Consider the following 14,003-nt stretch of genomic DNA (forward strand, 5'->3'; position numbering starts at 1 on the left):
CAAGAGTTTTTAATTTCCAGTTTGACATGCGGTTATTAAGGCATCATTAAAACGATGTTAATCTTTCGTTAAGCTTTTCTTCTATCAACTGTTTCACCAGGGACTCGATCTCATCGCGAATCTGTCTGACGATCCTGATAGGCTGCCCCTGCGGGTCGTCCAGCCCCCAGTCTATCGTGGGAACGAGGGCCGCCGGGCAGGCGTTGCCGTCCATGCAGCCCATGGTTATCACAACATCGGCGGAGTCCAGCATCTCCACGGTCAGAAGCTTGGGTTTCTGAGAGCCGATGTCGATGTCGCGCTCCTTCATGGCGTTGACCACTGTCTGATTCAACCGCTCGGCAGGCTGCGTTCCCGCGGACGCGGCTCGAATATGCGGGGGCGCGTATTTATTGAAGAAGGCTTCCGCCATCTGGCTCCGGCCGGAGTTGTGGGTGCAGACAAAGAGGACTTTAACGGCCTTTCCCGTTTTCCCGGCTGTAACATTACGCTTCATGGTTACAGCGTAGCAGACGAGCTTTAAGGGGTGTTTAAGGAGATGTTAAGGGAGTGTTAAGGTTTTGGCTGGAAAGTGTGCAGAACGATGAATTGTTTAACAACACATCTGACCTGATCTCGGTAAAGATATCACTGCAGAATGTTATGCTGTTCTACATACTTCTAAAAATGATAGGAGAATTACCATGCTTTCATCTTGAACAGACGACCGCGTTCATTTTCGTCATGCAGTGTGAGCACAATCTCACTGGGGTCAAATACTGGGAGATATTTCTTCTCTCGTCTGGGTAGATCGGAGTCTATTAAAGTAATGATTACTTGCATATCGAGCTCGGCATACCGGCGAAGAATCGCCAACAAGTTTTCCTTCTTACGGTCGTCTAGAGATTCAAACACTCCATCGTGATAGACGAAGTGTGGAAATTTATCATTAAGATATACGCGCAACACGGCTAGGTCAAAGGCTATACAGAGAAGTTTGCGATATGTATGACCAAGGTCAGCACTCGTAGCATTACCTGAATCATCTAGAATCTCAGCTTTGAATTCTAGATGTCCTGATTGGTTCGGTGACACGCTGAGAAGAGCTTTACGATTAATTACCTCTTCGACAATCTCATTAAAAAATGATCGGATTATAGAGAACAGGCTATTCTTATCGACATTCTGTTGCTGAACATTGGCTTCTATCTGTGCTTGTAATTGAGCCTGATATTCAGTCAGACGTCTAATATCTGAACGTAATTCCTGTAGGCGGAGAAGTGACTTTCGTTGTCGCTCTAGTGACGTAATGTCAGCTCGCAGTCTAACCATTTCATCGGAAACCTGCTTGTATTTTCTAAAAATATCAGTGTCGCTTAAAAATGCTAAGGTTTCTGAGCGCTGTTTGCCTATAGTATTGAGTTCGGTATTAATGTGCTTCAGTGTAATATCGATGCTATCAAGCTCTTCTTGCAAGTAGGCGCGTCGCTCTTCCGTAATAGCCCGGTTAAATTCAATCAGCTGTTGGAAATCTTTTTTAATTTGCCCTCGAAAATGTATACCGGCTTCTTTGAATAGCTTTTGCGCTTCGTCTGGGTTAAACAGTATCTGATCGCCTTCTAGTGAAGCTATTATCTTCTTTTTATTATGATTCAGCGAGTAGCGTTCTGCATTGAGTGTGCCGATACGTTCATCAATTTCTTCTACCAGACGTTTTGTATTTTTCTTGTCCTGAGTTCGGAAATCAAAGGCATCAAGCAATTTTTGCTTCTTATCTGCCTCCTCTTGTTTGAGTGATAGAATGCCTTCAATTTTGTTGATATCCTCTACTGAACCTCCTAACTCATTCCTTAGAGTCTGAGCCATCGATTGCTTCTTCTCGATCTGATCTTGCTTCTCGTAATGTAGACTAACCAACTTGTCATCAAACCCTAGGATATGAGCTAGAAAAGGTTTCCAGTCTGAATGTTTAGCAGCGAATTTATTAAGTTGGAATACATCTCGGTAATCGTCCTGTGAACGCAACTGATAGCCTAATCCCTTGCGATATGGCCAAGGTTTGAGGATACGCCAATCAAGGAGGCTATCCAACATTTTGCGGGCACGATCAAATGGCATGTCTAGGTGATCCCAATCGGAGTCTGGCAATTCGGTAAAATCTTGGTAGCTAGCCTCGTGCTTTCTAAAGCTAATCTTAGTAGCTTCTTCTACGCTACGGCGCACTGTTAGATATGATGCATCAGCCAGTTGGATTTCTAGAAAGAACACGAACTCTCTAAACAAATCGAAGTGCTTGAACAGAAAGAACTTGTTATCACGGTCATCTAGAAAACAAAAGTCCAATAACCTACCAAGTATGGTTTTCCCGAGATTATGAGTATCCTTGTCATGGTTCTCAGGAAGCCTGATTTCGGCTAATATAACATTTAGCCCCGATAAGAATTCTATTGGTTCGAACTGGTCTGGCTTGTTTGAATAGAGTTTAGACAGCTTCATCTTGCCCCACATATTCTATAGAATCTGTTTTTGGCCTATATTCAATCATGCCTAACAGGTAAAGGAAGTTTAGCGCTGGCAAGAATAATATGTCGCCGCCTATTATTACCTTCTTTGCGTACTTTAATAGAGTGTCATAGTCTTCGAGACGGTGTTTTTCTAGCTTAACCAACAATAATAGTGACATGTTGATTACTGTGCGATCAGGGTGCGAGTGTTTGGTTGGTCTAAGCATTGTCTTCTTCACCAATATCACAGTTCCAGTACATATAAAAAAGCATTGTTCGTGTTAGTCGTTTATTTTGGCGTAAAATTGGGTCGCGTTTAAAAAGTATATCTGCCAAGTAATTCATCACTTCGTCAAACTGTTGGTATTCCTTACGTTTGGCGATGATTTTAAGTTGGAACTCATCGACCACGTTTTCATATATTCGCAATAGCTCGCTATTCTCTGGTGCAGCAAGGAAGGCGTGAATTTGTGCTGTCTCTTTAAGGTACCGCGTGCGTTGAGCTTGTGCATATGTTGGAGTCATATCGTTAATCTTGTTCTTCTTCTCATAAGGCATACGTGGTCTGGGAGGATCATCTTCGATTGTTATGCCATCTTTATTAGACGCTAGTGCTTGCACAACACTAGCTAAATCTTCGGAACTGACGATCAAAGGTGAATCTATCGGATCGAGGTTGGCTAACTGTGGTATGTCGGAGAAGGTTCTTAGTAAGAGTTCTATTTGCTCAACTCCATACAGGGATATTGATTCTTCTGGAATGCTGCATTCCTCTGTTATGTGCGTACGGATTCTACTTTCTGTACTGCCTGCAAGACGCCGATTTGAAAACAATATGTAATTGTCTAACTGCTTATGTTGGCAAAGCTTTTTAATGCGAGGAATTTCTTTCCCTATCACGGTGTTCGTATTGTTGGGGTTAAAGAAGTCTGGATCTGAGAAAGTGCAGTTATAACCGTTGGTATGTTTGGCTTGGATTATAGTTATACCGACCCACGGTGCGGCTTTACTGGGATGGAGTTCTGCAGTTCCGACGAACTTTCCATCTCGTCCACCATCAGGTCCCACTGCGAAGCCTTGGACAGAAATCCCAAGCAAGCGCTGACAGAGAAGCAAAACTAGAGTCTCGAACTGTTCATAGCTTAAATCTTCATACGCGTATCTCAATGAGACCTCGCTGCCACATAACAGTTTTTCTCAAAGGAACGGCTACCAAGCTATAAGAGCTCGTCTCTCTGATTCTGTATGTTACAGTATTATATGCAGAACAAATGTTGGAGTCAAACATGATGGCCTAGAAAGTAGTGGAGGTTTGCGAACGGCTCGTGTGGGGATTGTTCTCGCAGCCCACCTGCTGCGCAAGATGAATCAAGTCTTAAACGTTTGAACTCCCGTCACTTTGGGGATTCCCAAGTAGAATTAAACAAAAGCTTGTTTCGTTCAATCAATTAGTATTCCGAACAACACGACTCCAGTATAAATTCCGTTTCGCACAATATAAGTTAAGTATAAACATTAAGAACCCTATTAGTATTGAAGCGGGTTGGATGAAGCACTATAATCAGGGATATTCACACAACCTATTATGCTGAAAAAACTAGCATCTAACAATAAAACGCTCATAATAGTAACTATGTAAACAGTACGATTATTAGGAACAATTCGCATGAGTAATGTCGATTTTGCGATTCTTCTGCCAATACCGGAAGAGTATATGGCGATGGTATCGAGAATAGAACCATCTGACAGTTCTTTGTCGCTAGATCAAACTATGCCTTCAAAATACGGGAAAATTGGCAAATTTAATGTTGTTTGTATAAACTCCGGTAAAGGTGAAGGGTATACTTCTGCGGTCTTAACCTGGGTTTTATTGAAATACGAACCAAAATTTGTTCTACTCGTCGGGATAGCTGGAAGCCTCGGACATCTAGACAGGGGAGACATAGCAGTTGTCTCCTATGTATTCGCTTTATATGGAAAAACCGAAGATAAGAAATTCGTTCATCAGTTTGAATGTGATTGGAAGCCAGATGCATATTTAATTAAGCATGCATTATTATTTATTAAAGAGCCAAATCAGACTTGGGTAAAAAATATAAGAGTATCCAGACCTGATGGAAATAGCACTATATTCCCTAAAGCAGAGGATGTTTGGATTGCATCTTCTGACTTAGTCATTGATGATATAGAAGACCCCATTTTTCGAGAGATTAAAGCCGCTGCTACCAGGCAAGACATAGAAATAGATGCCGTTGAAATGGAAGGTGCAGGTGCTGGAGCTGCTGCGTATGTGAGCCGCGGGCGGTTGTTAATGATACGGAGTATTTCAGATAAATGTGGGGAAGGCTTAGGATGGAGGCAGAGGAAAGTTTGGAAGGAATATGCATGCGATACTGTAGCCTCTTTTGTAGAAGAATTCTTAAAATATCTACCGGAGCAGTATCCACATCCAAATGAGGTTAAACAAAGCCTTACTTATCAATCCAACGATATTACTTTAAAGCCTGAAAAGAGCGGGCTTCTGTCAACTATTAAACCTAAACTTAGTAACCCGGTTTACATTGCTCGCTCAGCCGTCAGAGAATTAGCAAAATTGTCGGCTCGGGCTGCCTTAATTCTACCGCAAGGTTACGAAGTACCAGAAGATTTTGGCAATATTGATGCATGTTACAAAGAGGAAATCAAAACAAGCACCTCACCATTGGGATTGATAATAGCAGGAGAGTGGCCCCACTGGGAAATACCCGTTCGTCGTGGTTTTGAGGGTGAGTGTTCTCGGAAACAGTACAATGTCGTAGTAGCACACACGGCAGAAAACGAGATTCATTGGGCGATGATGGTGGAAAAGTTTAGGCATTCAGGAGTCAAAGGAATTGCTTGTGTCCCTCCTGCTAAGACAATTTGGACAAAGTTGCGTCTCGAAGTGCTCATAGGAGATTTCCCTTATGTCGAATTAGATCGACAAACAGGTCACTCATATCCAATAATCCGTTCAGAAGATTTCGAAGGGTCTCGAGACATTATCGTACGTGCTGCTAATAAGGGTAAGATAGATTCATTAATAATTGTCACATTCAGTAATGAGCAGCTTCCAATGAATCGAGATCGTACAATCGGTGCTCGTGCCGCCGCCACATTGCTAAACCTTGAGAATCGCAGCCATGTATTTGATTTAGGGCTTCCGACACCCACTAAACCGAATATGTTCCCGACCTGGTCTTCAAACCCTTATTTAGAGAACTATGTGACTGGCCTAAAAAAGACAGAGCGAGTGGTTTTTTTTGCTACAACTGCACCCTTAGCAAAGTATCTTCATGAACTTGTAGAAAAGGTACGTGGCGAGTGGCCTCATCGATGGGCGATAACCCAATTTGACAGTACTGACGAGAGCGGCCTTAAAAACATAGTTGAATGTTACGGAGCTCGGCAGCAAACGGAAGAACTAGGAAGAATGGCAGCTCTGTGTCTGATTGAGTTAGTTGAGAACCATAGCCGCAAGAACTCAAAACCAATTCCTGTCCACTTTGAGATAAATGGGTAATTCTCGTGGGGATATTTGAACGTTCGAACCTCCCACACTTGGGGGCACCCAAGAGGAATTGAACAATCACTTATCTTACTCAACGAATAATCGCAGATTGTATTACTTATATCGTTTTATTTATACGGCAGCGTGAAAGTAAAGGTCGCTCCCCTGCCCTCTACGCTCCCGGCCCATATCCTGCCGCCGTTGAGCTGGATGCGCTGCTGCCTTCCATTCTGGACAGGGCGTTCAAGGGGGAGCTGTGATGGGAATTTTCGTGCCCAACCACGCGCATGGGATCGTAATCCGCCATAGGAGCGAAGTATGAAATACGACCCGGATAAACACCATCGCCGTTCCATCCGCCTGAAGGGATATGATTACTCCGCGGAGGGCGCGTGTTTTGTCACCATCTGCACGCGGAACCGGGAATGCCTGTTCGGGCAAATCGCGGATGGGATCATGGTGCTGAACGAACATGGGGAAATCGCTACCCGTTGCTGGTTGGAAATCCCGGATCATTTTCCGCAGGTGGAATTGGATGAATACATTGTCATGCCCAACCATTTGCACGGCGTTCTCGTGATCCGATGTAGGGGCGAAGCATTTGGAGTGCCAAATGCTTCGCCCCTACCCCCGCAACCACCACACGGCACCCAACCCGGCTCCCTAGGGGCAATCGTCCAAAATTACAAATCGATTTCCACTCGCAAAATCAACCATCAGCGCAAGAGTCCTGGCACGCCTGTCTGGCAACGCAACTACTACGAACACGTTGTGCGGAACGAAAAATCCCTCGACGATATTCGCAGCTATATTCTGTCCAACCCGTCCTGTTGGGATCAGGACGAGGAAAATCCTTCCCACCGAAAACAGTAACTCCGCCGATTGGAGTGTGCTGCAACTAACTCATTCGCATCGAGGCAACTTGGGATACCAAAGGTAACTAACGCTTGTCTTTTTCAACCAATAATCACAGCTTGCATTACATACATCGCTTTACTTACACGGCAGCGTGAAACTGAATGTCGCTCCCCTGCCCTCTACGCTCTCGGCCCATATCCTGCCGCCGTGCGCCTCTATGATGTGCTTCGATATAGCAAGCCCCAGCCCCGTGCCGCCGCCGCTCCGGGCCTTGTCCGCCTTGTAGAAGCGCTCGAAGATGCGCGGCAGGTCGTCGGCGGGGATGCCCACGCCGGTATCGGCCACCGAGACGCGGACGCCGCCGTCGTCCGGCGAGGCGGAGACGGTGACGGCGCCGCCGGGCGGGGTGAACTTTATCGCATTGTGCAGCAGGTTCACCAGCACCTGCTCGACGCGGCCGCGGTCGGCGTTGATCGCCGGCAGTGTCGAGTTGATGTCGATATTGATTCGCAGTCCGGCTCTATCGGCCTGGGCCTTCAGCCGCGTGGCGGTCGATCCTATCAGTTCAGCTATATCGACAGGGATTTTGTTAAGGGGCGCGTCGCCGCTCTCCAGGCGCGAGAGCTCGCCCAGCTCCTGCACCAGTTGTGTCAGGTCATCCGCCTCCTCGTTTATCTTGGACAGGAAGTCCTGCGCGACTGTCTTGTCGTCAAAGGCGCCCGCGTGCAGCGTCTCGGCCAGGGCCTTGATGGAGGCTATGGGTATGCGCAGCTCGTGCGATATGTTGGATACAAAGTCCCGGCGCACGGTCTCCAGGCGTTTTATCTCCGTCAGGTCCTGGAGCAGGAGGAGGCAGCTGGGCGGATTTTCCAGCGGCGTGGCTATGGCCATTATCGTTTTCCTGGGCCGGCTGGTCTCCACCAGCTTTGTGAGCTGTGTCCCGCTTTGCAGGCTGCGCTGCACTATATCGTCAAGCTCGTAGTCGCGCACGGCCTCGACGAAGGTTTGTCCGACCGATTCCCCCTGCGTTATGTGAAGGATGTTCGTCGCCGCGTTGTTGATGAGCGATATCTTGCTCCCGGCGTCGATGAGGATGATGCCGTCGCTCATCTGCGATAGTATGGCCGACATGCGGTCGCGGTCCATGCCCAGCAGCCATATCACCTCTTTGATCTTGGCCGCCATCAGGTTGAAGGCCGTGGCCAGCTCGCCGACCTCGCCGCGCGACGCCGTCTTTATCTCCTGGTTCAGGTCGCCCTCGGCTATCCCGCGCGCCATGCGCGTCATCCTTCGCACCGGGTTGATGGTCAGTTTCGACAATTGCAGCGCCAGCACGAAGGCGGCCAGCGCGGCCAGTATCGATACCCAGACTATGGTTATCAGCACGTGGTGCATGTGCCCGTCGATCGTCGTCAGCGGGATGGACACACGGGAACAGCCGACGATCTCGCCGTCCGATTCTATCGGCACCGCCGTGTATAACATGTCGTATCCCAGGGTCGCGCTGTAACGTATGCTGGACGAAGCCGTGCCGTTCAATGCCCCGGCCACCTCCGGCCTGTCGGAGTGGTTCTCCATCGCGGACGGTTCCTCTATGGAGTCGCCGAGGACGGCGCCGCCGATATCGATAACGGTTGTCCTGGAATCGATCCCGTCGCTGAGGGACTTCACCAGCGCGTCGATCTCCGTTGTGTCCTCGTCATCGAAATACGGCTCGGCGGCGTAAGCGAAGACGGTCGCCTGTTCCGTCATCTGGGCGCTGAGGCCCTCTATGTAGCTGTCCTTGAAGAAAAAGTAGAAATAGCTGCTGATGCCTACGATGCATACCAGGATCAGAAGTGTGAAGCTGATGACGGTGCGCCACCTGATGCTGTGCAACGTTCCTACTCCTCGAACTTGTACCCGACGCCCCTCACCGTTACCAGGTGTTTCGGCTGCGCGGCGTCGTCCTCGATCTTTTGCCTGAGCCAGCGCATGTGCACGTCCACGGTGCGCGTGTCGCCGGAGAAATCGTATCCCCAGACCTTCTCCAGCAGGTAGTCGCGGCTCATCACTCGATTCTTATTTCTCATCATGAAGGCCAGCAGGTCGAACTCCTTGGGCGTCAGCTCGATTGCGGAGCCGCGGCGGGAAACCGTGTGGCGTTCGATATCTATCTCCATCTCCACGGCCCTTATTATCGATTGGCGGGCTGTTGTCGAGTCTCCCTGCTGCCGCGCCATCTCCGCCCGCCGCAGCATGGCCTTGACCCGGGCCATGAGCTCCTTCATGCTGAAAGGCTTGGTCATGTAGTCGTCGGCGCCTATCTCCAGCCCGACCACCTTGTCGACCTCTTCGCTCCTGGCGGTGAGCATGATTATGGGCACGGCGGTCTCGGTGCGCAGGATGCGGCAGACCTCGAGCCCGTTGAGTTCAGGGAGCATTATATCGAGGATAACCAGGTCGGGACGAGCTTGTCTCGCGGCCTCGACGGCTTTCGCGCCGTCTGCGGCGGTGAAGACGCTGTAACCCTCTTTGTCCAGGTTGTATTTGATCACGCCGAGCAGCGTGTCGTCGTCTTCAACTACCAGAACTTTATGGCTCATGGCTGTCACCATGCATAATATAGCACAGAGCAAGAAATAAACCTATGGCGATGTCTTGCCGGGGAACTTACCGGATCAACCCTTTATGGATAGCGGCAAAATGCGCCTTACCTCGTAATGTCCGATGGCGAGCGGCTTCCGATTATGCACTTGATTGAAGTCTCCTCTTGCCGGAGCAACCGATCTCTCCGCATAAGCTATCCGATATGAAACAGCGGTGTCAGGAAAGGTCTGATGTGTTATATTAAACAAGGGAGTTCTAATTATGATAATCAACAAGATCACACGGTTCCTGCTGACCGTCGTCACGGTGCTGATAACCCCGCTGAAGTGGCTGACGACCGCGCCGACATACATCCTCATAAATGCGCCCCTGATCAAAGTTGTTTATCAGCTTCTCGTAATGGTAGTCTGGTTCCCATTCGGCGTCTTCATTGCAGCTATGAGCGTAATATATAAATCGGTGCCAATAGTCGGTTTCCTGCTCGCGTTAATCGGGATACCGATAGTGCTTATAGGATACGCGATAAGCTACCTGCTTTCCCCGCGGATCAAGGAGGAGCGCGCCTTTATCGAGGCCTCCCAGTCGTACCCGTCCGTCGGTGATGTAATATAGTCGATTAATGATAGGCACCGCGCGCATTCACGCGGCAAAAACACCCGCAGTGATTCCGCCCCGCCATTGACAAGATAAATGCTATAGTCATATAATTCCCTCTGTTGGCAAACAGTTTCCTACTGCCGTATTAAACATAATGAAGCGTGCTTATGGGATTTGAGACACAGGACGTAGAGCGTAAAGTAATATCGATACTCAGGATACTCAGCGGGAGCGAGGAGCCGCTGGGGGCCAGGATTATCGCCAACCGCCTCAAGGACTACGGCATAGACCTGGGCGAGCGGGCCGTAAGGTATCACCTGAAGCTGACCGATGAGCGGGGGCTCACCAGCCTCGTCGGGCGCGACGGGCGCGTGCTCACCAAACAGGGCGAGGAGGAACTGAGCGCGGCGCTGGTCAAGGACAAGGTCGGCCTGGCCATATCCAAGATAGAGCTGCTGGCATTCCGCACCAATTTCGACGCCGGGAAACGCAGCGGCCCGGTGCCCGTCAACATATCGTTCTTCCCGGAGAAGAAATTCGGCAAGGCCCTGGCCGCCATGAAGCCCATCTTCGACGCCGGCCTTTGTGTTAGCAAACTGGTCATCGTGGCGCGCGGCGGGGAAAAGATAGGGGAATTCACCGTGCCTAAGGGAAGGATCGGGTTCGCCACTGTATGCAGCATTATGATCAACGGCGCCATGCTCAAGGCCGGCATCCCGATGGATTCGCGCTTCGGCGGCATCCTCCAGGTGCGCGACCGCAAACCTGTGCGCTTCATCGAGCTGGTGCACTACGCGGGGTCATCGCTCGATCCGTCCGAGGTATTCATCAGGGCCAAGATGACATCCGTAAGAAGCATTATCAAAACAGGCAACGGCAAGATACTGGCCAACTTCAGGGAGATCCCGGCGATGTGCAAAGAGACGGTGGAATCGGTAGTATCCGGGCTGAAGGAAGCCGGGCTGGGCGGACTGCTGGTCATGGGCAATATCAGCGAGCCCGTATGCGAAGTGCCGGTGGAGCTCAACCGCATAGGCATGATACTGATAGGCGGCATGAACCCTGTGGCCGCCGCCGAGGAGTCCGGCATCGAGGCCGACAACCGCGCCATGAGCACCGTAGTGGACTATCAGCGATTGATCAAAATCCAGGATGTGTAATATGAAAAAAGTAAAAGTGATCCCCTGTCTCGATATCAAGGAAGGCAGGGTGGTTAAGGGGGTAAAGTTCGTCGGCCTGCGCGACGCGCGCGACCCCGTTGAGGCTGCCAGGACATACTGCAGGGAAGGCGCCGACGAGCTGGTTTTCCTCGATATCTTCGCCACGGTGGAGAACAGGAAAACGCGGCGTGACTGGGTCAAGCGTGTCTGCGACGTGGTTACCGTTCCATTCGCCGTGGGCGGAGGCATCAACAGCATCGAGGACATGCAGGAGCTGTTCGACCTGGGCGTGGATAAGGTATCGATCAATACCGCCGCGGTGGAGAACCCCGGGCTTATCACCGAAGCCTCCAAGAAATTCGGCAAGAAACGGCTGGTCGTCGCCATCGACGGCAAGAAGAACAAGGCCGGAGGAAAAAAGCCGCGGCTCGAGGTGACGATAAAGAGCGGCACCAGGGGCACCGGCCTCGATATCGTCGAGTGGGCCAGGAAGGTGGAGAAGCTGGGAGCGGGGGAGATACTGCTCACCAGCAAGGACGCCGACGGCACGAAGGACGGATACGACCTTGAGATGACAAAGGCCGTGGCCGAGGCGGTAAAGATACCGGTAACCGCTTCAGGCGGCGCGGGCACGCTGGAGCACCTGTACGAAGGTGTGGCCATAGGCAAGGCGTCGGCGGTGCTGGCGGCATCGATATTTCACTTCGGAGAGATAAGCATTAAGGAAGCGAAGGAATACCTTCGGGACAAAGGGATCCCGGTGAGTATAACTAAAGTCAAGGAGAAGAAATAAATGGCAAAGATAAACCCGTTTGAAGTAGCGCGACAGCAGATAGACGCGTGCGCGGATATCCTGAAGCTGGAGCCCCATGTGCGCGAGATGCTGAAGACCCCGATGCGCGAGCTGCATTTCACCATGCCGATACGCATGGATGACGGCAAGATAAAGATATTCCAGGGCTTCAGGGTGCAGTACAACGACGCCAGGGGCCCGGCAAAGGGCGGCATCCGCTTCCACCCCGAGGAGACCATCGATACGGTGCGCGCGCTGGCCTCATGGATGACCTGGAAGTGCTCCCTGCTGGACCTTCCGCTGGGCGGCGGCAAGGGCGGCATAATCTGCAACGTCAAAGAGATGTCCCCGGCCGAGCTCGAGCGCCTGAGCAGGGCCTATGCGCAGTGCGTCTGGAAATTCATCGGACCGGAGCAGGACGTCCCAGCCCCCGATGTCTACACCACCCCGCAGATAATGGCCTGGATGATGGATGAGTATTCCAAGATAGTCGGCAAGAACCAGTTCGGCACCATCACCGGCAAGCCCCTTTGCATCAGCGGCTCCAAGGGGCGCGGCGACGCGACGGCCCGTGGAGGGATGTTCACACTTAAGGAGGCGGCCAAGGTCTGCAAGATCGATTTGAGCAAGGCTACCGTGGCCGTGCAGGGATACGGCAATGCCGGCTCCTTCGCCCACAGCCTGAGCCAGGAGCTTTTCGGCTGCAAGGTCGTCGCCGTCAGCGACAGCAAGGGCGGCATCTTCAACGCCAAAGGGCTTGACCCGCAGGCCGTCAGCAAGCACAAGGCTAAGACGGGCTCGGTTGTCAATTTCCCGGGCGCCAAGAATATCTCCAACGCTGAGCTACTGGAGCTTGAGGTCGACGTGCTGCTGCCGAGCGCGCTGGAAAATGTCATTACGGAGAAGAACGCCGGCAATCTCAAGGCGAAGATAATCGGAGAACTGGCCAACGGGCCGACAACGCCCGAGGCCGACGCCATCATCTACAAGAAAGGCATCCACGTAATACCCGATTTCCTGTGCAACGCCGGCGGCGTGACCGTCTCTTACTTCGAGATGGTGCAGAACTTCTACATGTTCAGCTGGGATGAGGACGAAGTGCGCGAGAAGCTGGAGAAGCGGATGATCAGCGCTTACAACTCGGTGCTGGCTACCTCCAAGAAATACAAGATAAACATGCGCCAGGCGGCCTATGTGGTTGCCGTAGAGCGCGTGGTCGAGGCCATGAAGCTTCGCGGCTGGGTCTAAGCCGTAAAATATATTCGATATCCAATACGAACCGTACGCCTGCCGTCAATGGCAGGCGTACTTTTTTATGTTAGACGCTCGATGGGAAATGCTATGCTATAATACACGTGCGATTCAGTAGGGCGGGCTGTGCCCGCCCTACACCCATAATTCACATACCATTGATCGATGAAGAGAACGATATGACGATTACACTGCCGGAAAATCTCCCCCGCATCGAGACCGAACGCCTGCTGCTCAGGCCGTTCGCGCTTGACGACGCGCCCGTAGTGCAGGAGCTCGCCGGCGATTACGACATAGCTGCCAATGTGAGAATGATACCGCACCCCTACCCGGACCATATGGCCGAGGACTGGATAGACTCGCACCGGGACAAGCTGGAGCACGGCGAGATTCACCTGGCGATAACGCTGCGGGACGAGGGAACGCTAATAGGTTCAATAGGCCTTATAGTTAACCGCGACGACGAGAACGCGGAGCTGGGATACTGGATAGGCAAGCCCTACTGGAACAAAGGCTACTGCACCGAGGCGGCGCGGGCTTTAGTCAAATACGGATTCGGCAAGCTGAATCTGCACCGCATCCACTCTTTCTATATGACCAAGAATCCGGCTTCGGGGCGCGTCATGCAGAAGCTGGGGATGAAGTACGAGGGGACGCTGCGCAAGTGCATCAAGAAGTGGGATGTCTTTGAGGATGTGAACGTCTACTCGATACTGATAAGCGAGTACTCAGGTTGAGAATTA

Annotated in this window: 13 protein-coding genes; 7 read left to right on the forward strand and 6 right to left on the reverse strand. The window is 51.0% G+C overall.

Going from position 1 to position 14,003, the window contains the following annotated elements; all coding sequences use genetic code 11:
• Nucleotides 1–46 precede the first annotated feature (46 nt).
• The 4 genes from WC562_02005 to WC562_02020 all read right to left on the reverse strand — a co-directional run bounded on the left by WC562_02005 (nt 47) and on the right by WC562_02020 (nt 3,650).
• Nucleotides 47–496, reverse strand: a complete 450-nt coding sequence (locus WC562_02005) for an arsenate reductase ArsC (GenBank protein MFA5054933.1) — start codon at nt 494–496, stop codon at nt 47–49.
• A 182-nt stretch (nt 497–678) separates the two neighbouring features.
• Complete coding sequence (locus tag WC562_02010) at nt 679–2,475, reverse strand: DUF2326 domain-containing protein (GenBank protein MFA5054934.1); 1,797 nt, start codon at nt 2,473–2,475, stop codon at nt 679–681.
• Nucleotides 2,462–2,710 carry an ABC-three component system middle component 8 gene (locus tag WC562_02015; GenBank protein ID MFA5054935.1) on the reverse strand — a complete coding sequence of 83 codons (249 nt, stop codon included), beginning with the start codon at nt 2,708–2,710 and terminating at the stop codon, nt 2,462–2,464. The genes WC562_02010 and WC562_02015 overlap by 14 nt, the downstream gene beginning before the upstream one ends.
• Nucleotides 2,703–3,650 carry an ABC-three component system protein gene (locus WC562_02020; GenBank protein ID MFA5054936.1) on the reverse strand — a complete coding sequence of 316 codons (948 nt, stop codon included), beginning with the start codon at nt 3,648–3,650 and terminating at the stop codon, nt 2,703–2,705. Before WC562_02020 ends, WC562_02015 begins: the two co-directional genes overlap by 8 nt.
• A 499-nt stretch (nt 3,651–4,149) precedes the next feature.
• Between WC562_02020 and WC562_02025 the strand changes: the two genes are divergently transcribed.
• Together WC562_02025 and WC562_02030 are read left to right on the forward strand one after the other, a co-directional pair.
• Entirely contained in the window at nt 4,150–6,024 is a 1,875-nt protein-coding gene (locus WC562_02025) for a hypothetical protein (GenBank protein ID MFA5054937.1), read from the forward strand.
• 306 nt (nt 6,025–6,330) lie between these two features.
• Entirely contained in the window at nt 6,331–6,885 is a 555-nt protein-coding gene (locus WC562_02030) for a transposase (protein MFA5054938.1), read from the forward strand.
• A gap of 120 nt (nt 6,886–7,005) precedes the next feature.
• Here the strand turns inward: WC562_02030 and WC562_02035 are convergent, their stop codons facing one another.
• Complete coding sequence (locus WC562_02035; GenBank protein MFA5054939.1) at nt 7,006–8,748, reverse strand: ATP-binding protein; 1,743 nt, start codon at nt 8,746–8,748, stop codon at nt 7,006–7,008.
• Nucleotides 8,749–8,753: 5 nt separating this feature from the next.
• Nucleotides 8,754–9,455, reverse strand: a complete 702-nt coding sequence (locus WC562_02040; GenBank protein MFA5054940.1) for a response regulator transcription factor — start codon at nt 9,453–9,455, stop codon at nt 8,754–8,756.
• A 265-nt stretch (nt 9,456–9,720) separates the two neighbouring features.
• Here WC562_02040 and WC562_02045 point away from each other — a divergent pair, with 265 nt between their 5' ends.
• The 5 genes from WC562_02045 to WC562_02065 all read left to right on the forward strand — a co-directional run bounded on the left by WC562_02045 (nt 9,721) and on the right by WC562_02065 (nt 13,997).
• Complete coding sequence (locus tag WC562_02045) at nt 9,721–10,071, forward strand: hypothetical protein (protein MFA5054941.1); 351 nt, start codon at nt 9,721–9,723, stop codon at nt 10,069–10,071.
• A 152-nt stretch (nt 10,072–10,223) separates the two neighbouring features.
• The gene (locus WC562_02050) at nt 10,224–11,216 is read left to right on the forward strand and encodes an NrpR regulatory domain-containing protein (GenBank protein MFA5054942.1); all 993 of its coding nucleotides are present in this window, start codon (nt 10,224–10,226) and stop codon (nt 11,214–11,216) included.
• Nucleotide 11,217: 1 nt separating this feature from the next.
• Nucleotides 11,218–12,009, forward strand: coding sequence for an imidazole glycerol phosphate synthase subunit HisF (gene hisF / locus WC562_02055; GenBank protein ID MFA5054943.1), 792 nt, complete (start codon nt 11,218–11,220; stop codon nt 12,007–12,009).
• On the forward strand, nt 12,010–13,257 hold the full coding sequence (locus WC562_02060; GenBank protein MFA5054944.1) for a Glu/Leu/Phe/Val dehydrogenase: 1,248 nt from the start codon (nt 12,010–12,012) through the stop codon (nt 13,255–13,257).
• 182 nt (nt 13,258–13,439) lie between these two features.
• Nucleotides 13,440–13,997, forward strand: coding sequence for a GNAT family N-acetyltransferase (locus WC562_02065; protein ID MFA5054945.1), 558 nt, complete (start codon nt 13,440–13,442; stop codon nt 13,995–13,997).
• Nucleotides 13,998–14,003 lie beyond the last annotated feature (6 nt).

Source organism: Dehalococcoidia bacterium (assembly GCA_041649635.1).
Lineage (GTDB): Bacteria > Chloroflexota > Dehalococcoidia > E44-bin15 > E44-bin15 > JAYEHL01.